The organism is Xanthomonas sp. WHRI 8932A (assembly GCF_035012785.1).
GTDB lineage: Bacteria > Pseudomonadota > Gammaproteobacteria > Xanthomonadales > Xanthomonadaceae > Xanthomonas.
On sequence record NZ_JAYGQQ010000002.1, the window covers coordinates 132,642 to 157,314 of the forward strand.

Genomic DNA, 24,673 nt, shown 5'->3' on the forward strand with positions numbered 1-24,673 from the left:
CTCAGCGGCCGCCGATGGCGACCTTTTGCTGCTCTTCGTGCGCCTGTTGCTGCTGCGACTGGCCGGCCAGCAACTGTGCGCTGGTCTGCTCCAATGGCGGGGCAGGCTGGTTCAGATCCACCGCCGCACGGAAGCCAGGCGTGGTCCCCATCACGAACGCCTTGCCGTCCTGCACCGTCACGCTTTGCAGTTTGTCTGCGCTGTCGATGCCGTTCTGCTTGGCCTGCAAAGTGACGTTGGCCGCGGTCTCGTTGGAGATCATGCTCGGCAGCTTGGTGCGAATCGCGTTGTGCAACGCATGGTCCGGATGCGATGCATCGTTGAGCGACGGACCCTTCGGCGCCGCCACCGGGGCGTCTGCCGCTTTGGCCGCAATCTGCGCCGCAGGCGCCGACAACGCCGTCCGCGTATCGCGACCGACGACACCGTCCTGCTGCAGCCCATGCTGCTTCTGGAACGCCATCACCGCCTCGCGCGTGTTGTCGCCAAAGCGCCCATCCTCGGCAAGCCGATTTCCCTGCGCATCGCGTACACCAAGGCGATTGAGATCCTGCTGTAGCTTGCCGACATCGCCGCTCTGCTCGCCGTGACGCAGCGCGCCATTGCCGGCCGGTGTGGCTGGCTGGGATTGGCGAGCGCCGGACTCCTGCTGATGGCCCTGATTCCAGAACGTCTCAGGACTGGTCAGCTTGCCGTTGGCATCGCGCAGTTGGTAATGCACATGCTGTGCGTACTGGCTCTTACCATCAGGGCCGCGTCCACCCATCGTGCCGATGGCATCGCCCGCGGACAGTGTCTGACCTTCTTTTACCTTGAGTGCGTCCAGGTGCAGGATCTCGTGCGAGTTACCCTGTGCATCGCGAATCTTGACGGTGCCGTAGTTGCCGCCTGCGAAGGTGACGGTCCCGGAGATCGGCGCATGCACGGTCGGATGCTGCAAATTGCGGCCTGTTTGGCCACCCTGGTAGTTGAAGTCGGTCCCGCCGTGCGGCCCGTGGCTACCGCGGTGCTCTCCATAATGACCAGTGATATGCGGATCGGTACGGCCTTGACCAGGCAGCATGCGTTCCATCGTTTGCTGAAAATTGCTGCGAGCGCCATGGCTGGGTTCGGCCTGGTGCATCGCTGGTGCCGGTGCCGGTGCCGGCCGGTCCACGGTATTGCCCTGCGTCTGGGCAAGACGCTGTTCGACAAACTGGGTGTAGTTGTCCAAATGAGGGGCAATCTCGCGCCGCGACAGCGCAAGGCCACCATAATCCTTGCTGGGACCATCGTGGTGATATTTGTAGATGTAATCCTCACCCTGGCCGCGGCTGCGCGCTAGGTCGCGGTTATCGACAAAATGTTGCACCAATGCCTGCGACTGCGTTTGCACGTCGAAGCGGTTGGACGCGTTGACCCCGTAATGCGCGCCAGTGCGGTCAATGAACTGACCCAGGCCCGAGGCAGACGTCGTGCCCGCAGCGGCATCGGGATTGAAGCCTGATTCAACGCGGGCGATGGCAAGAACGTAAGCGGTCTCGCGCGCGGAAAGCCCGGCATCCCGCGAGGAATCGATCAGGCTGTCGATCACTCTGGATTGGGTCTGTGGACTGGCATCGCCCCAGCGCCGGGACTCGCCGTGCAGCCGGCCATCGGTGCTGTCGATGGGCTCGCGATAATGGCTCCAGGCTTTGATTCTGTCGCTGCTGTATCCAGCGCCGCGGGGCTGGACCATGTCGGTGTAGATCGTATCGTCGGTCATGATGTGCGTTCCTTTCTATGAGACAGATTCTTCCGTGTCGGGGGTGTTGCTCCATGTACTGCGTACTTCATTCGCCATGCACCAAATCCGTGACGGTGCATGCGCATCTCTTGTTCCAGTCAAGACTGGAACGGCAATAGCTCGGGGTGCTTCAACCCCAGCTGTTCAAGCATGTGTTCGTAGTCGTCGTTGTTCGGGCTCTGCTGGCCGTCCTGCTCGAGAAGCGGCGGGGTCGCGTGATTGAGCAGTTTCCCTGTGGCGTCGTAGAGGAAGAACCACTCGCAGAATTCGCAACCATAGGGCAGCTCGCCATACTGGACGACAGCGTAGGCGGTCCCCTTGCCATCTTCCGCACAGCCAATCCCGACGGGCGTGTACTCCGCCATCTCGGCAGGTGCGGGCAAGGTCTGGCGTTGGCCCTCGCGCTCCATGTCCACCCGCGTCCTGGTGGAAGTTGCGTCTTGTGAAGGCAGTGCGGTCAATTGCAGGCGCATGCCGCGGCATTCCTTGATCATGTCGTTTTGTCCTGGTCGGACCGCTTCCGCCGAAACAGCAGGTTGGGGAGTGGGCGCCGCCGCCGCCGGCGCGCTTGGGGCACTCGTTGCGGACATCGGTTTGTCGCCGCAGGCGGACAAGCACAGCGTCGCAGCGAGCACAGGTAACAGAAACATGTCACGTCGCATTGGTTGGCCTCCTTGGAGGTCTCATCAAAGTATCTCGCCCCTATGCCCAATCCATCGGAACGCCTGCCGGCGGCTTACGTAGCGTCGAAAGCTGCATCAACGCGTCCTTCTGTAACGTCCGCCGCGTGGGCTCTACCGGCTGCCGAGTTACAGCGACTGGTCGTCCACCTTGACCAACGTCCAGCACGGACGCTGAGCGAAATGGTAGACCTGCTGGTCGCCGGTGTTCGGTGTGCGGACCAGTACCTGGCGACCGCCAGCGTCCTCGGAGACGGCGACTTCGCGGCCGCCGTTGCGGACAGCGTCCAGGTTGGGGATGACCGGCCACTCGACCTTGGCAAGCGGGACCTCGCGCGTCACCGGTGCCGGCTCGGGCTGCGCCTCCGGGTCTAGCTGGACCATGGTGAGCGGATCGGCGGTAGCCTTCTCCTGCACAGCGATCTCTGCACTGAAGCGCTTCAAGAACGCGGAGAAGTCGGTATCCGGGCAACTCGCTGCCGGTGCCGGCGCGGTGGCTGCGACGGTGGTCGCGGGCGTGGCGGCTGTCGGCGAGCCTGAGGCTGCCGGCGGCGCCTGTGCGGAGCAGGCCGCAAGCGCCAAGCTCAATACCAGAGCGGTCAGGTTAGTACGGTAACTAGCCAATGGGATCCTCCTGATCGTGTCGGGGCAGCGTGCGCGCGACGGAAGTCTATCGGCCGCCCGGTTGTAGTGTGTGAAGATTCTGCAGTCTGAGCGTCGGCGCTAGTGAAGAGGCTGCGCAACGCCGCGAGCACGCAGCCGTGGTTTCGAGGGATGCGGCCGTTCCGATACGGCACGCAGGCTCCGCTGATCGAACCAGTGTGTCACCGGGACCATCTGTCGGCGCACGTGCGCATTGCGCTCCTCTTAGCATCCCCGATGTGCGGAACGTAACTTAGAGCGGCTGACAAAACTCCTGCGCTTATCGCCAGGCGAGCGTGGCCGGTGCTCAGTGCAGCGTGTACCACGCGCATATTCCGGTTTTGAGCGCGCCGTCCACACCCGCCTGACGACGACTCGCTACGTTTTATAAACCGCCCTAAATCCCGTTCGAGAAAACGTCCAGCGCATCTGCATCCACCCAGCCCTGTGCACAGTCGCCGACATAGCGGCCCTGCGCAGCGGGCCGACAGGCCGCGCCGCCCGTTGGCTTCAAACGTTTGATCGGCCTGTCGCCATACGTTTCACACAGCGTCGCGTTCTTGCACGCAGCGACACTGCTCGCCGGGATTGCGATCACGTAGTAATAGCGCGGATTCTGCCCGGTGCGGGCGATGCCTTGCACGCAGACGAGTTGACCTTGTGCCAGGCGAGCAGTGGTGGTTGCAGTGCTGCCCGTGGCTGGCACGGCATCAAGTATGTCGGCACCCGTTGCACGCGCGACGCCTGCGAAGAATCCTGTGTCACCGCACTCCGGTAGCAGCTCCACATCGTAAAAATCGCCTGCATCGATATTGCCTGCCGTACAGCCTGTGCCTGAGAGTGGATTGGCACACGTTACGCCGCTTGCCTTGATCATCGCTGCGAATGGCTGACCGACAGCAGTAACCGCTGCAGGTGCTGCCGGTAAGGCGCGTGCTGCGGCCTGCGTAGCAATGGGCTCGCCAGCGCTGCATGCCATCGCTGCGAACAACAGCGCAGGCAGCATGACTCGAGACAATGGCGTGAGGCGATTACTTGAAGAACGCGACATCGTCAAAACCTGGCTGCTGGGTTTGAACACTGCTGAAACAGTTCGCTGGAAGAAGTCTCGCACATCATCAAATGCGCGCATTGCCCTGTTTCATGCGCGCATTATCGATCGATGCGTTACCGGCATCTCCAGTGCCGACAGCGATGATCGGCGACCGCAAAAACTAAAGCCCCGCACTCGGGGCTTCAAGCCATCAATCAACCGAAATATTGGCCAGCCGCTGCAGCGCTTCGGCGTATTTGGCGCGTGTGCGGTCGATGACGTCGGTCGGCAGGCTCGGGCCCGGTGCGGTCTTGCCCCAGTCCAGCGTCTCCAGATAATCGCGCACAAACTGCTTGTCGTAGCTTGGCGGGCTGGTGCCCACTTCGTACTGATCGGCCGGCCAGTAGCGCGACGAATCCGGGGTCAGCATCTCGTCCATGATGTACAGGCGGCCATCGGCGTCGGTGCCGAATTCGAACTTGGTGTCGGCCAGCAAAATGCCGCGTTCGGCGGCAAAATCCGCGGCGAAGCGGTAGATGCGCAAGGTGGCATCGCGCACGCGTTCGGCCAGTTCGGCGCCGACGGTCTTGACCATCGCATCGAAGTCGATGTTTTCGTCATGGTCGCCCACGGCGGCCTTGGTCGACGGGGTAAAGATCGGCTCGGGCAGTTTCTCGGCCTGGCGCAGGCCGTCGGGCAATTCGATGCCGCTGACCTTGCCGGTGCGCTGATAGTCCTTCCAGCCGCTGCCGATCAGATAGCCGCGCGCGATCGCTTCCACCGGCACCGGCTTGAGCTTGCGCGTGACCACCGCACGTTTGGTGTACAGCGCCGGGTCCACGCCCTCGGGCAGCACCTGCTCCACCGCGATGTTGACCAGGTGGTTGGGCATCAGGTGTTCGGTCTTGTGGAACCAGAAATTGGAGACCTGGCACAGCATCTCGCCCTTGCCGGGAATCGGGTCCGGCAACACCACATCGAACGCGGACAGGCGGTCGGTGGCCACCATCAACAGATAGTCGCCGGGCGGCGCGTTGGCGGGCAGGCGGTCGCGGGGAATATCGAAGACATCGCGGACCTTGCCACGATGACGCAACGGCAGGCCGGGCAGATCGGATTGCAACAGCGTGGTCGACACAGGCACTCCTAAGGACGTCGCTATGACGCTGTCCCCGGGACCCGGCGGGCCCGCGGGTGGGCAGCGGGCCGCGTAGTGTACGGCGCTTCGGCGCGCCCCGCTGGATTTATTGGCGGCTGCCGTGCACCGGTTGTGGACGGCCCGTCAGCCAGGCCAGGCGGGCGTTCGGGTAAGATCGCCAGCCCGCCTTGCCACCCCCGATTGCTCATGTCCTGGTACGGAAAATTGCTCGGCGCATTGGCCGGCGCCTTGCTGTTCCGCGGCGCGCCATTCGTGGGGCTGATGATCGGCCTGGCCATCGGGCACGCGGTGGATGCCGGCTGGTTCAAGCGGCGCGCGGAAAATCCGTACGAAGCCCTGGGACTGGAGCCGGACGCGACCACGGCCGAGATCGATCTGGCCTATCGCCGGCTGATGTCGCGCTATCACCCGGACAAGGTGATCAACGCTGAGCCGGAGGCGCGCCGCCAGGCAGAGAAAAAAGCCAGTCAGATCAACGCCGCGTACGACCGGATCCAGCGGCTGCGCAAGCGCTGAGTGGCAGAGGTGAACGCATTGCGCGTTCAACAGGTCGTAGCAAGCAGGGTCGCTGCCCATCCCAAACAGAAACAGCGCCACCCAGGCCGAGCCCAGGTGGCGCTGCCGTCAGCCCTGTATCAGAAGCGATACGTCGCCGTCAGCCGCACTGCATTGGTCGAAAAGTCGGTGTCGGTGCGACGCAGGTCGGTACCGGCCGGATTGACCCGCAGGAACGGGTTGGTGGCAGGCGCGGTGCCTGGACCGACGCGCACGCGGGTGTCTTCGTCCTGCAGGCGGGTGAACAGATATTCCACGCCCACCGAGACATGGTCGCTCAAACGACGCTGCAGGCCCACGCCAGCCTGGTAGCCGTCGGCGCTGTCGCCGCCGCTGCCGGTGAAGCTGTTGGCGGTGTTGCTGCTGGCAAAGCTGTGGTCGAACTCGCCGCGCGCCACGCCGGCGGTGAAGTACGCCAGGTAATCGCCCTGCGCGCCGAATGCATAGCCGATCCGGCCGCGCAGCGCGGCGGTGCGGTTGAGCTGGCGGGTGAAGGTGTACAGCGCAGGCGTGGTGCTGAAGGCGCTGACGCTGTCGCGGATGTCGTTGCGGGTGTATTCGGCCACCACGCCATAGACCCAGTTGCCGGCCTGCCAGTCGTAGCCCAGCCGCGCACCGTATTCGGCGCCGCCCTTGTCCTTGCTGCAGCCGCTGGCCGGCGTGCGCCCGGCCGCCGCGCCGCCGCAGAAGCCCGGCGAGAACGCATCGGCGCCGGTGGCGGTGCTGACCTGATCGCCGTCGCGGCCATCCAGGTTGGTATCGAAGCCGAAACGGCCGCCGGACACGCCGGCAGGATCGGCACCGCCCACATTGGCGCCAATGGAGAAGCCGGACCAGTCGGCCGGGCCGGTTTGCGCCCAGGCGGACGGAGCGAGGGCCAGCAACACGATGGCGGCGGAGGCGAGCGGGGTGGTTTTCATGGAGTCTCCTCAAATCGGGCGCATTGCGCCGGTCAAGTGCATACGCAGTTGGGCCCGCCACGGATGCACGCCTTTCCTCGTCGGGCAGGGGTTGCGACAATGAGGTTTCCGTCTTCCTACGAGCTGCCCATGCAATCGACGGCGATCGCCCCGTCCATCCTGTCCGCCGATTTCGCCCGTCTTGGCGAAGAAGTGAACAACGTCCTCAAGGCTGGCGCCGACTGGGTGCACTTCGACGTGATGGACAACCATTACGTGCCCAATCTGACCATCGGCCCGATGGTGTGCCAGGCGCTGCGCAAGCACGGCATCACCGCGCCGATCGACGTGCACCTGATGGTCGAGCCGGTGGATCGCATCGTGCCGGACTTCGCCGAGGCCGGCGCCACCACCATCAGCTTCCATCCCGAAGCCAGCCGCCACGTGCACCGCACCATCCAACTGATCAAATCGCACGGCTGCCAGGCCGGGCTGGTGCTCAATCCGGCCACCCCGGTGGATATTCTCGATTGGGTGCTGCCGGAGCTGGACTTGGTGCTGGTGATGTCGGTCAACCCCGGCTTCGGCGGGCAGGCATTCATTCCGTCGGCACTGGATAAATTGCGTGCCATCCGCAGCAAGATCGATGCGCTGGGCAAGCCGATCCGCCTGGAAATCGATGGCGGGGTCAAGGCCGACAATATCGGCGCGATTGCCGCCGCCGGCGCCGATACCTTCGTGGCCGGCTCGGCGATCTTCAACGCGCCCGACTATGCCGATGTGATCGCGCAGATGCGCGCAGCGGTGGATGCGGTGCGATGAGTGCGGCCACGCTGCAGATCCGCAGCGCCACGCCCGATGACGTGCCGCTGCTGCATGCGTTGATCACCGCACTGGCGGTGTACGAGCGCGAGCCCGATGCGGTCAAGGCCAGCCCCGACGATCTGCGTGCCAGCCTGTTCGCCGAGGGCGCCACCGCACATGCGCTGATCTGCGAGCACGATGGCCAGGCACTGGGATTTGCGGTGTATTTCTTCAATTACTCGACCTGGCTGGGCCGCAACGGCCTGTATCTGGAAGACCTGTTCGTGCGCCCGGAAGCGCGCGGCAAGGGCGCCGGTCTGGCGCTGCTGCGGCATCTGGCGCAGCTGGCGGTGCAGCGTGGCTGCGGGCGCTTCGAATGGTCGGTGCTGGACTGGAATCAACCGGCCATCGACTTTTACCAAGCCGTCGGCGCCCGCCCGATGGACGGCTGGACGGTGTACCGGCTCGATGGCGAGCGCCTGGCCGCATTTGCCGCAGGCGGTTAAGAGCGGCTGAAAGATTGTCGCGAGCAGTCGACAGCTGGATGTGGATGGCGCACTCAGAGCCGGAATGTGCGCGTGGTCGGTGCCGTCCCGCGCAATGCCAACTCCGCCTGACGCTGAGCGCAATCGTCTTGCTTAGCCGCTCCAAGCCCGGCATCGCACACAAAAGGAAGGCCGCTCCACCCGGAGCGGCCTTCAAGAAAATTGGAGGCTGATCCTGCCTCCGCCCGTCGTCCCTGCTATGGACTTCTACTCTCCGGGTCATCGATGACATGCCAATGACAGCCCGGTGGCATTACGTATTCACGATCCACCCATTGGCGCGCTGCTAGCCTGCGTGCACCACTCTCACAGCATCGGCAGCGCGCATGGCCCCGTCCCACTGGCGTCTGATCCTCAACGGCAAGTCCACCGATAATCTGGACCTGCGTGAGGCGGTGGGGGAGTTGCGCAAACGCGGCGTCCGGCTCGAGGTACGCGTTACCTGGGAAGAGGGCGACGCCGAGCGCTATGTCGCCGAAGCGGTCGCCGATGGCGTGCACACGGTGGTGGCGGCCGGCGGCGATGGCACCTTGAGCGAGGTGGCCGCCGCGCTCGCGCACCACGACGGCGATGCCGCCAGCCTGCCATCGCTGGGCTTGGTCCCGTTGGGTACCGCCAATGATTTCGCCACGGCCGCCAACATCCCGATCGAGCCGCTCGATGCGCTGAGCCTGATTGCCGAGCGCCCCGCACAAGCGATCGATCTGCTGCGCCTGGACACCCCGCATGGCCCCCACTGGTGCGCGAATGTCGCCAGCGGCGGCTTCGGCACCCAGGTCACCGTGGAAACCGACGACGGCCTCAAAAAAATGCTCGGTGGCCTGGCCTACCTGATCACCGGCATGTCGCGGCTGGGCCGGATCGACCCAATCAGTGCCCGCTTTTCAGGTCCGGATTTCAGCTGGGAAGGCGAGTTCATCGCACTCGGTCTGGGCAACGGCCGTCAGGCCGGCGGCGGCCAGGCGCTGTGCCCGGAAGCGGTGATCGACGATGGCCTGCTCGACGTCACCATCGTGCCCGCGCTCAATGGCGAGGTCGCCGCCACGCTCGGCACCCTGGTCACCAGCGGCAAGCAGGCGGCGTTGGAACGCGTCGCCGTCCGCGCGCGGCTGCCATGGCTGGAAATCGTCTCGCATCAACCGCTCACGTTGAACCTGGATGGCGAACCGGAAACCTCGCTGCATTTCCATATCGACTGCGTCCCGGCGCGGCTGCGGATGCATTTGCCGGTGGATTGCCCGTTGCTTAGCGCGTGAGCGCGGTGATTGGGGAGTCGGGATTGGGAAGTCGAACGCAGGATTTGGAAAACCTGATCCTGCAGTGCGCACCGCTCAAAGCCCCTCTCCCCCCGGGAGAGGGGTTGGGGTGAGGGTCCCTGCGCCAACACCGATGCCGACACCAGAGGCACCTCGCCCAGCGACGGCCCAGGGCAGTGGCTGCCAACAGCGCAACAGGCGCACAACGACCTGCAGTGCGCGCCGCTCACAGCCCCTCTCCCCCCGGGAGAGGGGTTGGGGTGAGGGTCCCTGCGCCGACACCGATGCCGACACCAGAGGTACCTCGCCCTGCGACGGCCCAGGGCAGTGGCTGCCAACAGCGCAACAGGCCCGCAACGACAGGCTCGCGTTGCCCGGAACGAGATACCAGTCCGAGTTGACAGACTCTGCCCGACAACACCCAAACCAACACAACGCGCCTTCGCAATTCGCACCGCATTCGCCCGCGCGCCTGCTGCCCTGAAGCGGCACTTGCGCTACAGTAGCCACGTGTCCCGCCTGACGACCCCACGCTCCTTCTCTTCCGCTCGCCGCTGGTGGCGATGGTGGCCCGTTGCCGTCGTCCGCCCCGCCACAGAGTCCCGGAAGGAAAGTCGTCTTGATCACTGCAGAGCAGTTCCAGCGCCAAGCCGCTGAAGGTCACACCCGTATCCCCGTTGTCCGCGAAGTGCTGTCCGACCTGGACACGCCGCTCTCGGTCTATCTGAAGCTCGCCGACGGCGCCTACACCTATCTGTTCGAATCGGTCGAAGGCGGTGAGCGCTTCGGTCGCTATTCCATCATCGGCCTGCCGGCGCGGCGCGTTTACAGCTTCCGCGGCCACACGCTGGAAGTCAGCGAACACGGCGAAGTCATCGACACCCGCAACGTCGCCGACCCGTTGGCCGAAGTCGACGCGCTACGTGCCGAGCATTCAGTGCCGCAACTCGATGGCCTGCCCGGCTTCACCGGCGGGCTGGTGGGCTGGTTCGGCTTCGAATGCATCCAGTACATCGAGCCGCGCCTGGGCAGCGGCGACAAGCCCGACGAACTGGGCACGCCCGACATCCTGCTGATGCTCTCCGAAGAGCTGGCGGTGTTCGACAATCTCAAGGGTCGGCTGTATCTGATCGTGCATGCCGACCCGCGTCAGCCGCAGGCGTATGTGCGCGCAAACCGCCGACTGGACGAGCTGGCGCATCGCCTGCGTCAGGGCGGCGCCGGGTATCCGCAGGCGCAGATCTCCGATGCCATCGACGAATCGGATTTCCATTCCTCGTTCACCCGCGAGGAGTACCACGCAGTGGTGCGCAAGGCGCAGGAGTATGTGCGCGCCGGCGATATCTTCCAGGTGGTGCCATCGCAGCGCTTGCGTGTGCCGTTCCGTGCGCGCCCGGTGGATGTGTATCGCGCGCTGCGTGCGCTCAATCCCTCGCCGTACATGTATTTTCTGGATGTCGGCGGCACCCAAGTCGTCGGCTCGTCGCCGGAAATCCTGGCGCGGCTGCGCGATGGCGTGGTCACCGTGCGCCCGATCGCCGGCACCCGCCCGCGTGGCGCAACGCCGGAGCTGGACAAGGCGCTGGAAGAAGAATTGCTGGCCGACCCGAAAGAGCGCGCCGAGCACGTGATGCTGATCGATCTGGGTCGCAACGATGTCGGTCGCGTTGCCGAACCGGGCACGGTCAAGGTGGGCGAGCAGTTCGTGATCGAACGCTATAGCCACGTCATGCACATCGTCAGCGAGGTTACCGGCACGCTCAAGGCTGGCCTCAATTACAGCGACGTGCTGCGCGCCACGTTCCCCGCAGGTACCGTCAGCGGCGCGCCGAAAATTCGTGCGCTGGAAATCATTCGCGAGCTGGAGCCGGTCAAGCGCAACGTCTACTCCGGTGCAGTCGGCTACATCGGTTGGCACGGCGATGCCGACACCGCCATCGCCATCCGCACCGCGGTCATCCAGGACGGCTATCTGTATGTGCAGGCCGGCGGCGGCGTGGTCTACGACTCCGACCCCGATCTGGAATGGCAGGAGACGATGAACAAGGGGCGCGCGCTGTTTCGCGCCGTCGCCCAGGCCGCAAAGGGGCTGTGATGGACGGGCAGGGCAGTGCGCCGCGCATCAGTTTTCGCAACGATTACAGCGAAGGCGCGCATCCGCGTGTCTTGCAGGCGTTGGCGCAGGCCAGTGCTGAGCAGAACGGCGGCTATGGCACCGATCGGCATAGCGAACGTGCTGCGGCATTGATTCGCACTGCCATCGCGCAACCGCAGGCTGCCGTGCAGTTGCTAGTGGGCGGCACGCAGACCAACCTGATCGCAATCAGTGCTTTTTTGCGCCCGCATCAGGCAGTGATTGCAGTCGAAGCGGGGCATATCGCCACGCACGAAACCGGCGCCATCGAAGCGACCGGGCATAAGGTGCTCACGGTGCCGGCGCTGCACGACAAGCTGACGCCGGCATTGATCGCGCCAGTGCTGGAGGTGCACAGTAATGAGCACATGGTGCAGCCGCGGCTGGTCTACATTTCCAATAGCACCGAAAGCGGCACTATCTATACGCGCGCCGAACTCGATGCACTGTCGCGCTTTTGTCGCGCACACGATCTGCTGCTGTACCTCGACGGCGCGCGGCTAGGCGCGGCGCTCACCGCCAACGGCAATGATCTGGATCTTCCGACGATTGCCGCGCTCACCGATGCGTTCTATATCGGTGGCACCAAGAACGGTGCGCTGCTCGGCGAAGCCTTGGTCGTGATCCATCCTGCCTTGCAGGCCGATCTGCGCTATCTGATCAAGCAACGCGGCGCATTGCTGGCCAAGGGCATGGTGCTCGGTGCGCAGTTCGCCACCTTGTTCGAAGATGGCTTGTTCTTCGCACTGGCCGCGCATGCCAACGCCATGGCGCAGCGTCTGCGCGCCGGCCTGCTGGCAGCGGGCGCGGAATTCACCAGCGACTCGCCAACCAATCAGCAGTTCATCGCCGTCACCGCGCAGCAGGCCGAGCAACTCGCGCAGCGCTACGACTTCGAACGCTGGGAAACCCGCGGCGATGGACGGCTGGTCATTCGCTTCGTGACCTCGTGGGCCACCACGGCCGATGCAGTCGATCGGTTGTGTGCGGATGTTGCTGCGCTTCTGCAAAATCCCACATTTCAGGACCGTTTCTAGGACACAAGGATGATGACGATGAAAAGACTCGCAGGTTGGATGCTCGCTGGTGCCCTGATGTTGCCTGTGATGGCATCGGCACAGATCAACACCCTGCCTTCGCAGCCGCACTTGCTGGTGAAGGGGCAAGCATTTCGTACCGTCGATCCGGATCGTTTCATCGTCGATCTCAAGATCAGCAAAATCGACCTGCAGCCAGATCTGGCACGGCAGTTCGTCGAAGAGCGCGCCAAGCAGGTCTTGCAAGGGCTTCAGCGCAATCACGTGATGAAGGATTCGCTCTACGCCTCCGCACTGTCGATCTCTCCGCAATCTCGCTATGAGAACGGCAAGCTGGCCTTCCAGGGAACCCAGGTGGAGCGCAAGATTCGCGGCACCTTCACGTCCTTGAAGGATGTGCGTGCCTTCCTCGGCGGACTGGATGCCAACGAGAATGTCCAGGTACTGTCGATGCAGACAGCGTTCGCCGATGCGGCCGCATTGCGTGCAGCACTCAAGCGCGAAGCAGCCACGCAGTCACGCGAATCTGCGCAGGGGCTGGCCGCTGCCTACGGCGTTCGACTTGGCGGGATCTACAGCATCTCCGATGTCGCCCCCAGCTTTGCCTATGGCGTCGAAGCAGGCACCTGGTCTTCCCCCGCAGTGCCCAGGCCGGGCTCGGCGGTATCGCCGCCTTCGCCACCGGCACCGCCCCCTCCGCCGCCACCTGCTCCAGGCGCGGGTGCCCAAAGTCTCGGTGAAAGCCTGCTGACCGGCACCATCACCTATACCGAAAACATCTATGCGGTCTTCCTGATCGCGCAATGAGTCCCTTGCCATGCTGCTGATGCTCGACAACTACGACAGCTTCACCTACAACCTCGTGCAGTACCTGCAGGCACTGGGCGCCGAGGTCACCGTGGTGCGCAACGATGCGATGAGCGTCGATCAGATCGCTGCGCTCAAGCCCGAGCGCATCGTGATCTCGCCCGGCCCATGTACACCCAACGAGGCCGGTATCTCGTTGCAATTGATCGAGCAGCTTGGCCAGACCACGCCCATCCTTGGTGTGTGCCTGGGTCACCAGAGCATCGGCCAGGTGTATGGCGGCGATGTGATCCGCGCCGGCAACATCATGCATGGCAAGACCTCGCCGATCCGCCACGAGGGCAGGGGTGTGTTCGCCGGCCTGCCAGACAGTTACCAGGCCACGCGCTATCACTCGCTGGTGGTGGACAAGACCACCCTGCCGGATGCGCTGGAAGTCACCGCCTGGACCGAGAATCCGGATGGCTCGGTGGAAGAGATCATGGGCCTGCGCCACCGTCATTTCCCGGTGGAAGGAGTGCAATTCCATCCCGAGTCGATCCTGACCCAGCACGGTCATGCCCTGCTGAAAAATTTTCTGGAGCGGTGATCGCGATGGGCGCTACACCTGTTGCCGCTGGCGGTGCAGCTCGTCTGGGCAGCGATGTATCCGCGTGGCACTACTGCGCCGGCACGCGTGCTTACGGCGCACTACGCAGTGGGTTGCTGACGGTTTCGCTGCAGCACACAGACAGCGAAACCATCGCTAAGCAAGGCCTGCACGCTGCGCAATTCGACAAGGTTGCTTCACGATGAACACGTCTAACGACAGCATGCACTTCTACGAACCGGCGCACGGCCACGGGCTGCCACACGACCCGTTCAATGCCATCGTCGGCCCGCGTCCGATCGGCTGGATCGGCTCGCGCAGCGCCGAGGGCATCGCCAATCTGGCGCCGTATAGCTTCTTCAACGCCTTCAACTACACCCCGCCGATCGTCGGGTTTGCCAGCATCGGGCGCAAGGACAGCTTGCGCAATATCGAAGCGACCGGTCAGTTCACCTGGAATCTGGCCACGCGCCCGCTCGCTGAAGCAATGAACGCGAGCGCGGCGATGGTGCCGTCGGAGGTCGACGAGTTCGCGCTTGCCGGCTTGCAGATGGCGCCGTCGCGTTTGATCGATGCGCCGCGTGTGGCGGCAAGCCCGGTCAGTTTCGAATGTCGGTTGAGTCAACTGCTGCAGCTGCACAGTGCAAGCGGTCAGGCCGTAGAAACCTGGCTGGTGCTTGGCGAAGTGGTGGGCGTGCATCTTGCGCACGCCGCGCTCGATAACGGCGTCTACGACCCGGCCAAGGTGCAGACCATTTTGCGTGCCGGGGGTCCGGCCGATTATTTCGAAGTGCAGCCGCAGGCGCGCTTCCAGATGCGTCGGCCCGGCCAATGACCGACTGACCGCATCGATTCGGTCCTGCGCACCTGGCTGCCTGTAGCAGCCCTGCGCGGTGATCCCTGCGCGACACACTGCAGGCCCTCGCTTGCAGCCGTTTTCCTTTTTTCTATGGCCGTTCCCATGCCCATCACGCCCCAAGAAGCCCTGCAGCGCACCATCGAACATCGCGAAATCTTCCATGACGAAATGGTCGAATTGATGCGGCAGATCATGCGCGGCGAAGTCTCCGACATGATGGTCGCCGCCATCCTCACCGGGCTGCGGGTCAAGAAGGAAACCATCGGCGAGATTGCCGGCGCCGCTACCGTCATGCGCGAATTTTCGCGCCGCGTGGAGGTGAGCGATCGCCAGCATATGGTCGACATCGTCGGCACCGGCGGCGATGGGTCGCATACGTTCAACATCTCTACCTGCGCGATGTTCGTGGCCGCCGCCGGCGGTGCCAGGGTGGCCAAGCACGGCAACCGCAGCGTCTCATCCAAATCCGGCAGCGCAGATGCGTTGGAAGCGCTGGGTGCAGTGATCGAATTGCAGCCCGAGCAGGTTGCTGCATCGCTGGCGCAGACCGGCATCGGTTTCATGTATGCGCCGGTGCATCACCCGGCCATGAAGGTGGTGGCGCCGGTGCGTCGCGAAATGGGCGTGCGCACCATCTTCAACATCCTGGGCCCGCTGACCAATCCGGCCGGTTCGCCCAACATCCTGATGGGCGTGTTCCATCCGGATCTGGTCGGCATCCAGGCGCGCGTGTTGCAAGAGTTGGGCGCCGAACGCGCATTGGTGGTGTGGGGGCGCGACGGCATGGACGAACTCTCGCTCGGTGCCGGCACCCTGGTTGGCGAACTGCGCGACGGCCAGGTGCGCGAATACGAAGTGCATCCGGAAGATTTCGGCATTGCCATGTCGGCCAGCCGCAACCTCAAGGTGGCCGATGCCGCCGAGTCACGCGCGATGCTGCTGCAGGTGCTGGAGAACGTGCCCGGCCCGGCGCTGGATATCGTTGCGCTCAACGCTGGCGCTGCGCTATACGTCGCCGGCGTTGCCGACAGCATCGCCGAAGGCATCGTGCGCGCCCGCGCCGTGCTGGCCGATGGCTCGGCGCGCGCCAAATTGGACGCGTATGTCGCCTTTACGCGCCAGGTCAGCGCATCGCACTGACCATGCCTGGCGCTGCAACGCTTCGGCAATCATGCGGCGGCATCTTCACCCTTCCGCAGGCATGCTGCACAGGTTGGCGTGCAGCCGCGGCCCATTGCGGCCGTCTTGACCGATAATGCCCGCCCGCCAGGACCCGATACGATGAGCGATATCCTCAACACCATCCTTGCCCGCAAGGCCGACGAAGTCGCCGAGCGCAGTGCGCGCGTGCCGCTGGCCGAGCTGATCGCGCGCAGCGCAGACCTGCCGCTCACGCGCGGTTTCGCCGCGGCCATGCAGGCCAGCATTGCTGCCGGCGACCCGGCCGTGATCGCCGAAGTGAAGAAGGCCAGCCCATCCAAGGGCGTGATTCGCCCCGATTTCCACCCCGCCGACATCGCGGTCAGCTATGAATTTGGCGGCGCCAGTTGCCTGTCGGTGCTGACCGACGTGGATTTCTTCCAGGGCGCCGATGCCTACCTGCGCCAGGCGCGCGACGCCTGCACGCTGCCGGTCTTGCGCAAGGATTTCACCGTCGACCCCTATCAGGTCTACGAAGCGCGCGTGTTGGGCGCCGACTGCATTCTGTTGATCGTCTCGGCGCTGGAAGACGCGCAGCTGGTCGATCTGTCCGGATTGGCGATGCAGCTGGGCCTGGACGTGCTGGTGGAAGTGCACGACATCGACGAGCTCGAGCGCGCGGTGCAGGTGCCGGTGCCGCTGATCGGCATCAACAATCGCAATCTGCGCACTTTCGAGGTGTCGCTGCAGACCACGCTGGACATGCGCGCCGCGGTGCCGCGCGACCGCATCCTGGTCACCGAAAGCGGCATCGTCACCCATGCCGATGTCCAGCTGATGCGCGGCCATGGTGTGAACGCGTTTCTGGTCGGCGAGACCTTCATGCGCGCGCCCGAACCCGGCGAGTCGCTGCGTCAGCTATTCTTCGCGCATGACTGAGTCGTTTCCCGCACCGCGCGACGATGCGCCGTTGGTGGTCTTCGACTTCGACCACACCTTGTACGACGGCGACTCCGGCAGCCATCTGTTTGCCTGGTTGATCAAGCGCAATCCGTTACGTCTGCTGGTCGCGGTATTGGCCTCGCCGATTCTCGGACCCATGGTGGCGATGCTGCCCACCCGCCGCCGCGGGGTGTCCGGCTACGTCTGGATCGCCACGTTCGGCCTGCACCGTACGCGCGAGTTCAATCGCTTCATCGATGCCTACGTGCTCAAGCATGAAGCGCAGATCCGGCAGCGTCTGCTTCCGCATGCATTGAAAGTCTTCACCGACCACCGGGCCGCCGGCGATCGCGTGGTGGTCGCCACCGGCGCGCCGCCCGAGCTTGCGCGCGCGATTCTCGGGTTCGTCGCCCATCAGGACGTGCCGGTCATCGGCAGCCTGGTCGGGCCACGGCTGGGCGCGGTCACTGCGCGGCGTCACTGCCACAACGAAGAAAAGATGCGCATGCTGCGCGAACGCGGCTACGCGGACATCGCCATCGCCTATTCGGACAGCACCGCAGACTTGCCGTTGTTGAAGGCCGCACGCGCGCCGGTGGTGGTCAATCCCAAGGCCAATCGCGAAGACCTGTTCCGCCAGGTGCTGCCTGCCGGTACGCCGATCCTCAACTGGGGTTGTCGCGACCGTGGTGGCAAGGCGCTCTGAGACAGGCGCAAGCCTCTATGTGGCGGACTGTGTGCAATTGACAAAGACATCGCCCAGTCCGGCTACCGGCCGCCCGCTTCGCAAGTGAGTAGGCCGCACGTACATGAGGTCGCTGCAATCAATGGATCGTCAGGACTGTGATGCAGTCGCGATGCAGACCGTGCAGTCTGATCGGTTGAAAACACTCTTATAAGAGGTATCGCGCAAAACTGCAGTGTTACGGCGCGCCAAACGAGCCCAAGAACACAGCGGCGTTGCCTAAATTCTGCCGTCTCGGCATGCAGCCAGTGCACTGGGCACTGGCTGCATCGTGCGCTTAGCGCGTGCCGTACAGCACGACAGTCTTGCCGCGTGCATGCAGCAGGCCATCGGCCTGCAGCTTCTTGAGCACACGTCCGGCCATCTCGCGCGAGCAACCGACCAGGCGTGCCAGCTCCTGTCGCGAGACACGCAGCTGCGTGCCCTGCGGATGGCTCATCGCTTCCGGCTCCTTGGACAGATCGTGCAAGGTGCGCACGATGCGGTCGGTCACATCCAGGAACGCCAGGCGGCTGGCTTTCCTTGTAGTGTCGAGCAGCCGTTTTGAAAGCTGAACGCCCAGCGCGTAAAGGATGCGGGGGGCATCCGGCGACAAACTGGTCTGAAACAGCTGCTGCAGGCGCTCGTAGCTGATCTCCGCCAACTCGCACTGGGTGCGGGTGCGCAGGATCACTTCGCGCGTATCGGATTCGATGAACAACCCCATCTCGCCAACGAACTCGCCGTTACCGAAGTAGCCCAGCACCAACTCACGATCGTCATCTTCCTCGGCAATGATGCTTACCGAGCCGCTGATGACGTAGTAGAGGGTGCCGGCCGGGTCTCCTGGCCGGAACACATCGGTCCGGGTCGGATAGCGCCTGCGGTGGCTGTGCGCAAGAAAACGCTCAATGGTGCCTGCGTCCAGCGCCAGCGAAGGGGAAGCGTTACGTACCGTCGTAGTGACAACCGTCGTGTTTCCTGGGCTCATGGTAGTTCCGCGTGTAATTCCTGAAGCTTAACGGCATGAGTCATGCAAGGTAAACCATTCTTAACATCGGCATTTCGTTGCTGGGATCTTTGGCTCATAATTGTTTCCTTTCCCGCCTTCCATAAGGACAGACCGACGTGGTCAAGCCGTTGCCTCGCCTGAGGCTACAGGGGTTCAACAACCTCACCAAGGCGTTGAGCTTCAACATCTACGACGTCTGTTACGCGCGTACTGAAGAGGAGCGTCAGCGCTACATCGAGTACATCGATGAGCAGTACGACGCCGATCGTCTGACGCAGATCCTGACCGATGTGGCCGAGATCATTGGCGCCAACATCCTCAATATCGCACGTCAGGACTACGATCCGCAGGGCGCATCGGTGACGATCCTGATTTCCGAAGAGCCGGTGATCGACAAGAAGCAGGCCGGCAAGGAGCTCATCTCCGACGCTGTGGTTGCTCATATGGACAAGAGCCATATCACTGTGCACACATACCCGGAGACGCATCCGCAGGAAGGCATTGCCACGTTCCGCGCTGACATTGACGTTGCCACCTGTGGCGTCATCTCGCCGCTGAAGGCGCTGAACTACCTGATCGAGAGTCTGGAATCGGACATCGTGATCATGGACTACCGCGTGCGCGGCTTTACGCGTGACGTGAAGGGTAAAAAGCACTACATCGATCACAAGATCAACTCGATCCAGCACTTCCTTGCCAAGAATGTGAAGTCGCGTTACGAGATGTTCGACGTCAACGTCTATCAGGAAAATATCTTCCATACGAAGATGCACCTGAAAGATTTCGATCTCGATCAGTACCTGTTCGAAGAGCGTGCCAAGAACCTGTCGTTCAAGGAGCGCATGAAGATCGAAACGCTGCTCAAGCGCGAGATCGAAGAGCTGTTCCACGGGCGCAACCTGAGCGAGTAATCGCAAAGAACGACCGCTTGCGCGCCTGTTCGCAGGTGCGACAACGACTCAAGGCGGGACGGCCCGCCACGCGATGACCTCGCGTTCCACAGCCGACGGCGGCCCAGTGTGCAGACACTGGGTCGCTTTTTTTTTGTCCGTTTTTTCTGTTGAGGAGTACTGCAATGCCCTGGATTTATCTCGTACTGGCCGGCCTGTTCGAAATCGGCTTCGCCCTGGGCCTGAAATACAGCGACGGCTTTACGCGGCTGTGGCCAACCGTGCTGACGATCAGCTTGGCCGGCATCAGCCTGTGGTTTTTGACCCAGGCACTGAAGACCATTCCGGTCGGCACCGGCTACGCGATCTGGACAGGTATCGGCGCATTGGGCGTAACCATTGCCGGCATCGCCTTGTTTGGCGACAGCGCATCGTGGTCGCGTCTGGCCTGCATTGGGCTGATCGTTGCCGGTGTGATCGGCTTGAAGTTGGTCAGTTAGTCAGCCCCGCTACGCGGGCCTGCCCCCCCAAGGTTTGCTTCGCAAATCTTGGGCCCCGACTCCGTGGCTGCCTATCCCCGCGCTTATCAGCGAGCCCCCTTAATAAAGGGGGCTCTGCTCCAGATTGGGTATCGAGGGGCGTGATGCGCTATTTGAGCCGGAGACGAGTTGTGCGTTGCGCTTTATGGCCTGCTTTCCCTACGATTGCTGCAAGGGATTTCGAATGGGTTGGTGCTTCTTGCTGCTGGTTGAGCGCAGCCATGTTGTGCTGAGTGGGTATTGCCTTCGGAGTGGCTGGTTTGACGGTAGGCGGCGTTTTCGCAATCACTTTCGGCCCGCGTTGCAACGGCGTTTCTTACTCTACGGTGTGCGTGTCACTGCAGGCCGGAACCTGCTTGCCAACTTCCAACTTCCAACTTCCAACTTCCAACTTCCAACTGCAACCGGCAACCGGCAACCGGCAACCGGCAACCGGAAATTCCCAGTCCCCAATCCTAGAAGCGGTAAGCGACGGTCTTCATCAGCTTGGAGGCCAAAGCCATGGCGGTGGGGATGGGGGGCGGGAGGATGCGGGCGCCGGCTTGTTCGGCCTGGTCGGCGTGGCGGGCTTCGTCGATCTTCATCACGCGCAGGATCGCGCGGCTGCGTTGGTCGATCTCCGGCAGGGTTTCGAGATGTTCGTCCAGGTGAGCTTCCACCTGGCGCTCGGTCTCGACCACGAAGCCCAGGCTCCAGTCGTCGCCGCGCAGCCCGGCCAGGGCGCCCAGCGCGTAGCTGCCGGCATACCAGACCGGGTTGAGCAGGCTGGGGCGGCTGTCCAGTTCGTGCAGGCGATCCGCGCACCAGGACAGATGGTCGGTTTCTTCCTGCGCGGCTTCCAGTAGGTGGTGCTGGGTGTGCGCGTCGCGGGCGACCGCAGCCTGGCCGAAGTACAGGCCTTGCGCGCACACTTCGCCGACATGATTGATGCGCATCAGCCCGGCAGCATGGCGACGCTGGTCTGGTTGCAGCGCGACATCGGGGGTGTCGGCAGCGGGGTTGGGACGCTCGGCGGGCGGGTTGCCGAAGACGGTCTCCAGCGCGCGCTGGGCTTCGACCAGCAGCCGATCGAGCGGGCTGTGCAGTCGGTTGGGGGAGGTCTGGGTCATGCGTCGATTCTGGCGCCCGGCCGATCCGCTGCCAACCGCCTTGACCCTGACGGACGCCCGACTTGCGCCGCTGCGGGCTGCCGCGTACAATCCCGCCTCTTCTGTTTCGCCTTCACAACGCGTGGCAAAGTTCCAGCGGTCATCGCCGCTGCAATCCGCCCGACTACTCAAGAGCTTCCTCATGACTACGTTCACCGCCAAGTCCGAGACCGTCCAGCGCGACTGGTATCTCGTTGACGCCGCCGGCAAGACGCTTGGCCGTCTTTGCACCGAACTGGCTAGCCGCCTGCGCGGTAAGCACAAGCCGATCTATACCCCTCACGTCGATACTGGCGATTACCTCGTGGTGATCAATGCCGAAAAGATCGTGGTCACGGGCAACAAGCTGAAAGACAAGAAGTATCACCGCTTCACCGGCTACATCGGTAACTTGAAGACCGAGAGCCTGGAGCAGGCGCTGCAGCGCCACCCGGAGCGCGTGATCGAAATCGCCGTCAAGGGCATGTTGCCGAAGGGTCCCCTGGGCCGCACCATGTACCGCAAGCTCAAGGTGTATTCGGGTGCCGAGCATCCGCACGCCGCCCAGCAGCCGCAAGTTCTGGATATCTAATCATGGCTATCACGCAAAACTACGGCACTGGCCGCCGCAAGTCCTCCACCGCTCGCGTGTTCCTGCGCAAGGGTACCGGCAAGATCACCGTCAACGACCGTCCGCTGGATGAGTTCTTCGGCCGTGAGACGGCGCGCATGATCGTGCGTCAGCCGCTTGAGCTGACCAAGAACACGGAAAGCTTCGACATCCTGGTCACCGCCTCCGGCGGCGGCACCACCGGTCAGGCCGGTGCGATCCGTCTGGGCATCTCCCGTGCGCTGGTCGAGTACGACGAAACCCTGAAGTCCGAGCTGCGCAAGGCTGGCTTCATGACCCGCGACGCCCGTGAAGTCGAGCGTAAGAAGGTCGGTCTGCACAAGGCCCGTCGCGCGACCCAGTTCTCCAAGCGCTGATTCATCGCGTTCGCTGCGTCCCGGCTTGCTGGGACGATTGCTTCAAAAGCCCGGCATTGCCGGGCTTTTGTCGTTTTGCAGTGGTGCTGGCCGGACCCTTATTGGTGTGCGCGGTAAGGCGACGGCTCTGATGGCGGCTCCCGGCGCACCGAGGTCAGTGGCTGGCGCGGGATCGGTGTGTTGGTGTGGCGCGGGATCGTGAGTTGGTACCGGTCACATGCTGTATATCCACGTCCGTGCGCGCATGGAAAACGGTCGGTGACATTCCTGCGCGACAAGGCGGCGCTACTGGTGGATTCCGGCGCGCGGCAGTTGCCCGATGTCGCTGAGATGTCGAAGGTTTGGGGAGTTGCGTAGTTCCGGGGGTAAGCAGTGGCCGAATATAGGGCGCTGCTTCCACGGGTGGACCAAATGCTGTGTAGAGATTCGGATCATCTGCATGAGGCACAGGCAACAAAAAAGGCCCGATCTTTCGATCGGACCTTCTGTGTTTGGCTGCCCCGGATGGATTCGAACCACCGATGCCTGAGTCAGAGTCAGGTGCCTTACCGCTTGGCGACGGGGCAATAAAAACATGTTGTCCCAGAGTATCGCATGCCTGTGCAGGCTTGAATACCGTGGTGGCTATGGGTGGACTCGAACCACCGACCCCAGCATTATGAGTGCTGTGCTCTAACCGGCTGAGCTACATAGCCTAGGGAGCCGGCAATTCTCGCGATGCGCCTGGGTGTTGTCAAGTATTTCGTTTTCAGCTTGTGAGCCGGGCGTCGCCGTGGCAGAGTCGGTCACAGTAGATTTTCAGGAGTCCGCATCGTGATCGATCCGGACGGCTTCCGGCCAAACGTTGGCATCGTGCTGATGCGGAAGGACGGTCAGGTGTTCTGGGCACGACGTGTGCGCAGGGACGGCTGGCAGTTCCCGCAAGGTGGCATGAACACCGATGAGACGCCCGTTGAAGCCATGTACCGCGAGTTGCGCGAAGAAACCGGGTTGTTGCCCGAGCATGTGGAATTGCTCGGTGCCACGCCTGGATGGCTACGCTATCGCCTGCCGAGCCGGGCGGTGCGCCGCAATGAGCGACAGGTGTGTATCGGCCAGAAGCAGGTGTGGTTCCTGCTGCAGTTCACTGGCGACGAATCCCATCTCAAGCTCGACCACACCGATACCCCCGAGTTCGATCATTGGCGCTGGGTGGACTTCTGGTACCCGGTCGAGCACGTGGTGATCTTCAAGCGTGGCGTCTATGCGCGTGCGCTGCGGCATTTGGCGCCGCTTGCGCAGACGCTGGCAGGCCCTGCGGCGGTCGGTGTGATGCCCGAGCGTGCGCTGGAAGCCTGGTTGCCCGGTAGCAGCGCGGCCGGCCACGACAGTCCTCGCAAGCGTCCACGCAAGCGTGGCGGGCCTCGGCAGGTGCGGATTAATAATGATTAACGTTTGGAATTGACACCTATTCTCGTTTGCGGTGCAATCAGTACCGGTCCTCTCCGGATCGCCAGCACCCGACCGATACCGTGTACGTCTGCATCTGTAATGGGGTCACCGACCACCAGATCCGCGAAGCGGCCGAGAACGGCTGCGCCAGCCTTGCCGAGCTGACCATGCGCACCGGTTGCGGATCCAACTGCGGCTCGTGTCTGGACATGGCGGCCGACCTGTTGAGGCAGGCGCACGCTACCCGCGCGCTGCCGCTTCCGTTGCTGGGTCTGGCAAGCGCTGCCTGAGTGGTGTGGGGCGCGCCTGGGCTGCTTCCAGCATGCGACGCGGATCTGGCTGGGCTTGCGCCTCGATCAGCGGTTGGTATGCAAATCCTGTCTCACGCGGTGCACGGTTAGTCGACAGGCTCTCCCGCGTCCCCCAGTCGCTTTCCATGCGGCATGCGTGGATTCGTAGCCGCCCGGTCGGCATCACGCAACTGATCACGATTCGCGTTCCTTCATGCGCCGCGCCAACGCGTTAGAGTGCGGCCGGCTCACTGTCTCGGAGACATCGCATGAAGGGCGATACCAAAGTCATCGAGTACCTCAATAAGGTGCTCTACAACGAACTCACTGCGATCAACCAGTACTTTCTGCATGCCAAGATGCTGAAAAACTGGGGCCTGAAAGAATTGGCCGAGCATGAGTACAAAGAATCCATCGACGAGATGAAGCATGCGGACAAGTTGTCCGACCGCATTCTGTTTCTCGAAGGGCTGCCTAATTTTCAGGCGCTCGGCAAGCTGCGCATCGGCGAAAACCCGACCGAAATGTTCCGCTGCGACCTGACGCTGGAGCGCGAAGCGGTCGCGGTGTTGCGCGAAGCTGTGGCGTATGCGGAAACCGTCAACGACTACGTGAGCCGCCAGTTGCTGGTGGACATCCTGGAGTCGGAAGAAGAGCACATCGACTGGCTGGAAACCCAGCTGGATCTGGTGGCGCGGATCGGCGAGCCGAATTACCTGCTGACCAAGCTGGACGACTGAGCGCGCGCTCAGCGCAGTGCTGGTCGGCGTTGTGTTGAGAGCAGCGCAGATGGTAGTTAGTGAGCGCGTGCCATGCTGGGGAGCATG

The 24,673-nt window shown here is 63.3% G+C and carries 27 protein-coding genes, 2 tRNA genes and 1 other RNA gene; 20 read left to right on the forward strand and 10 right to left on the reverse strand.

All coding sequences use genetic code 11. The features are described 5' to 3' along the window. Position 1 precedes the first annotated feature (1 nt). The 3 genes from VC212_RS03345 to VC212_RS03355 all read right to left on the reverse strand — a co-directional run bounded on the left by VC212_RS03345 (position 2) and on the right by VC212_RS03355 (position 3,069). On the reverse strand, positions 2–1,744 hold the full coding sequence (locus VC212_RS03345; RefSeq protein WP_323514488.1) for a peptidoglycan-binding protein: 1,743 nt from the start codon (positions 1,742–1,744) through the stop codon (positions 2–4). 119 nt (positions 1,745–1,863) lie between these two features. Then, positions 1,864–2,259, reverse strand: a complete 396-nt coding sequence (locus tag VC212_RS03350; protein ID WP_311239014.1) for a hypothetical protein — start codon at positions 2,257–2,259, stop codon at positions 1,864–1,866. 315 nt (positions 2,260–2,574) lie between these two features. Then, positions 2,575–3,069, reverse strand: a complete 495-nt coding sequence (locus VC212_RS03355; RefSeq protein WP_323514487.1) for a hypothetical protein — start codon at positions 3,067–3,069, stop codon at positions 2,575–2,577. Positions 3,070–3,404: 335 nt separating this feature from the next. Here VC212_RS03355 and VC212_RS03360 point away from each other — a divergent pair. Next, a non-coding RNA gene (locus VC212_RS03360) (sX9 sRNA) lies at positions 3,405–3,481 on the forward strand. Positions 3,482–3,484: 3 nt separating this feature from the next. On the opposite strand, the gene VC212_RS03365 is transcribed toward VC212_RS03360, so the two are convergent. Then, positions 3,485–4,138 (reverse strand): hypothetical protein, encoded by a 654-nt coding sequence (locus VC212_RS03365; RefSeq protein WP_323514574.1) that lies wholly within the window; start codon positions 4,136–4,138, stop codon positions 3,485–3,487. 193 nt (positions 4,139–4,331) lie between these two features. Further along, positions 4,332–5,258 (reverse strand): phosphoribosylaminoimidazolesuccinocarboxamide synthase, encoded by a 927-nt coding sequence (locus tag VC212_RS03370; protein WP_323514486.1) that lies wholly within the window; start codon positions 5,256–5,258, stop codon positions 4,332–4,334. 207 nt (positions 5,259–5,465) lie between these two features. Between VC212_RS03370 and VC212_RS03375 the strand changes: the two genes are divergently transcribed. Then, on the forward strand, positions 5,466–5,795 hold the full coding sequence (locus VC212_RS03375; RefSeq protein WP_055853254.1) for a DnaJ domain-containing protein: 330 nt from the start codon (positions 5,466–5,468) through the stop codon (positions 5,793–5,795). Positions 5,796–5,914: 119 nt separating this feature from the next. Here the strand turns inward: VC212_RS03375 and VC212_RS03380 are convergent, their stop codons facing one another. Next, the gene (locus VC212_RS03380; protein WP_323514485.1) at positions 5,915–6,754 is read right to left on the reverse strand and encodes an outer membrane beta-barrel protein; all 840 of its coding nucleotides are present in this window, start codon (positions 6,752–6,754) and stop codon (positions 5,915–5,917) included. A 129-nt stretch (positions 6,755–6,883) separates the two neighbouring features. On the opposite strand from VC212_RS03380, the gene rpe reads away from it, so the two are divergent. From rpe to VC212_RS03435, 11 genes are all read left to right on the forward strand, one after another. Further along, positions 6,884–7,555 carry a ribulose-phosphate 3-epimerase gene (gene rpe / locus VC212_RS03385; protein WP_104614356.1) on the forward strand — a complete coding sequence of 224 codons (672 nt, stop codon included), beginning with the start codon at positions 6,884–6,886 and terminating at the stop codon, positions 7,553–7,555. Next, positions 7,552–8,043 carry a GNAT family N-acetyltransferase gene (locus tag VC212_RS03390; protein WP_323514484.1) on the forward strand — a complete coding sequence of 164 codons (492 nt, stop codon included), beginning with the start codon at positions 7,552–7,554 and terminating at the stop codon, positions 8,041–8,043. Before rpe ends, VC212_RS03390 begins: the two co-directional genes overlap by 4 nt. Positions 8,044–8,408: 365 nt before the next feature. After that, positions 8,409–9,338 (forward strand): lipid kinase YegS, encoded by a 930-nt coding sequence (gene yegS, locus VC212_RS03395; RefSeq protein ID WP_055853249.1) that lies wholly within the window; start codon positions 8,409–8,411, stop codon positions 9,336–9,338. Positions 9,339–9,957: 619 nt separating this feature from the next. Next, complete coding sequence (gene trpE, locus VC212_RS03400) at positions 9,958–11,433, forward strand: anthranilate synthase component I (protein ID WP_323514483.1); 1,476 nt, start codon at positions 9,958–9,960, stop codon at positions 11,431–11,433. Continuing rightward, positions 11,433–12,509: an aminotransferase class I/II-fold pyridoxal phosphate-dependent enzyme gene (locus VC212_RS03405; RefSeq protein WP_323514481.1), complete on the forward strand. Its 1,077-nt coding sequence runs from the start codon at positions 11,433–11,435 to the stop codon at positions 12,507–12,509. The genes trpE and VC212_RS03405 overlap by 1 nt, the downstream gene beginning before the upstream one ends. 18 nt (positions 12,510–12,527) lie before the next feature. Continuing rightward, the gene (locus VC212_RS03410; RefSeq protein ID WP_323514480.1) at positions 12,528–13,316 is read left to right on the forward strand and encodes an SIMPL domain-containing protein; all 789 of its coding nucleotides are present in this window, start codon (positions 12,528–12,530) and stop codon (positions 13,314–13,316) included. 10 nt (positions 13,317–13,326) lie between these two features. Beyond that, positions 13,327–13,905, forward strand: coding sequence for an aminodeoxychorismate/anthranilate synthase component II (locus VC212_RS03415; protein WP_311239009.1), 579 nt, complete (start codon positions 13,327–13,329; stop codon positions 13,903–13,905). Between the two features lie 202 nt (positions 13,906–14,107). Continuing rightward, on the forward strand, positions 14,108–14,740 hold the full coding sequence (locus VC212_RS03420; RefSeq protein ID WP_323514478.1) for a flavin reductase family protein: 633 nt from the start codon (positions 14,108–14,110) through the stop codon (positions 14,738–14,740). 126 nt (positions 14,741–14,866) lie between these two features. Further along, entirely contained in the window at positions 14,867–15,904 is a 1,038-nt protein-coding gene (gene trpD / locus VC212_RS03425) for an anthranilate phosphoribosyltransferase (protein ID WP_323514477.1), read from the forward strand. Between the two features lie 141 nt (positions 15,905–16,045). After that, positions 16,046–16,843 carry an indole-3-glycerol phosphate synthase TrpC gene (gene trpC / locus VC212_RS03430; protein WP_311239007.1) on the forward strand — a complete coding sequence of 266 codons (798 nt, stop codon included), beginning with the start codon at positions 16,046–16,048 and terminating at the stop codon, positions 16,841–16,843. Then, on the forward strand, positions 16,836–17,552 hold the full coding sequence (locus VC212_RS03435) for a haloacid dehalogenase-like hydrolase (RefSeq protein WP_055853237.1): 717 nt from the start codon (positions 16,836–16,838) through the stop codon (positions 17,550–17,552). The genes trpC and VC212_RS03435 overlap by 8 nt, the downstream gene beginning before the upstream one ends. Before the next feature lie 316 nt (positions 17,553–17,868). Here VC212_RS03435 and crp read toward each other — a convergent pair whose 3' ends face one another. Next, on the reverse strand, positions 17,869–18,561 hold the full coding sequence (gene crp, locus VC212_RS03440; protein ID WP_055853235.1) for a cAMP-activated global transcriptional regulator CRP: 693 nt from the start codon (positions 18,559–18,561) through the stop codon (positions 17,869–17,871). A gap of 137 nt (positions 18,562–18,698) precedes the next feature. On the opposite strand from crp, the gene speD reads away from it, so the two are divergent. Continuing rightward, the gene (gene speD / locus VC212_RS03445) at positions 18,699–19,493 is read left to right on the forward strand and encodes an adenosylmethionine decarboxylase (protein ID WP_005990692.1); all 795 of its coding nucleotides are present in this window, start codon (positions 18,699–18,701) and stop codon (positions 19,491–19,493) included. Between the two features lie 164 nt (positions 19,494–19,657). Continuing rightward, complete coding sequence (locus tag VC212_RS03450) at positions 19,658–19,972, forward strand: multidrug efflux SMR transporter (protein WP_115526896.1); 315 nt, start codon at positions 19,658–19,660, stop codon at positions 19,970–19,972. 494 nt (positions 19,973–20,466) lie between these two features. Here VC212_RS03450 and coq7 read toward each other — a convergent pair whose 3' ends face one another. After that, positions 20,467–21,120 carry a 2-polyprenyl-3-methyl-6-methoxy-1,4-benzoquinone monooxygenase gene (gene coq7, locus VC212_RS03455; RefSeq protein WP_115512737.1) on the reverse strand — a complete coding sequence of 218 codons (654 nt, stop codon included), beginning with the start codon at positions 21,118–21,120 and terminating at the stop codon, positions 20,467–20,469. A gap of 181 nt (positions 21,121–21,301) precedes the next feature. On the opposite strand from coq7, the gene rplM reads away from it, so the two are divergent. Next, positions 21,302–21,730, forward strand: a complete 429-nt coding sequence (rplM, locus tag VC212_RS03460) for a 50S ribosomal protein L13 (protein WP_006451009.1) — start codon at positions 21,302–21,304, stop codon at positions 21,728–21,730. A 2-nt stretch (positions 21,731–21,732) separates the two neighbouring features. Further along, positions 21,733–22,125, forward strand: a complete 393-nt coding sequence (gene rpsI / locus VC212_RS03465; RefSeq protein ID WP_055853228.1) for a 30S ribosomal protein S9 — start codon at positions 21,733–21,735, stop codon at positions 22,123–22,125. Between the two features lie 492 nt (positions 22,126–22,617). Here rpsI and VC212_RS03470 read toward each other — a convergent pair. Together VC212_RS03470 and VC212_RS03475 are read right to left on the reverse strand one after the other, a co-directional pair. Then, positions 22,618–22,691: transfer RNA gene (locus tag VC212_RS03470), tRNA-Gln, on the reverse strand. A gap of 52 nt (positions 22,692–22,743) precedes the next feature. Beyond that, positions 22,744–22,820 (reverse strand) — tRNA-Met (locus VC212_RS03475). A 118-nt stretch (positions 22,821–22,938) separates the two neighbouring features. Here VC212_RS03475 and VC212_RS03480 point away from each other — a divergent pair. From VC212_RS03480 to bfr, 3 genes are all read left to right on the forward strand, one after another. After that, the gene (locus tag VC212_RS03480) at positions 22,939–23,556 is read left to right on the forward strand and encodes an RNA pyrophosphohydrolase (RefSeq protein WP_055853227.1); all 618 of its coding nucleotides are present in this window, start codon (positions 22,939–22,941) and stop codon (positions 23,554–23,556) included. An 80-nt stretch (positions 23,557–23,636) separates the two neighbouring features. Next, positions 23,637–23,846, forward strand: a complete 210-nt coding sequence (locus VC212_RS03485; RefSeq protein WP_115526897.1) for a (2Fe-2S)-binding protein — start codon at positions 23,637–23,639, stop codon at positions 23,844–23,846. Positions 23,847–24,115: 269 nt separating this feature from the next. Beyond that, the gene (bfr, locus tag VC212_RS03490; protein ID WP_055853222.1) at positions 24,116–24,586 is read left to right on the forward strand and encodes a bacterioferritin; all 471 of its coding nucleotides are present in this window, start codon (positions 24,116–24,118) and stop codon (positions 24,584–24,586) included. Positions 24,587–24,673: the final 87 nt, after the last annotated feature.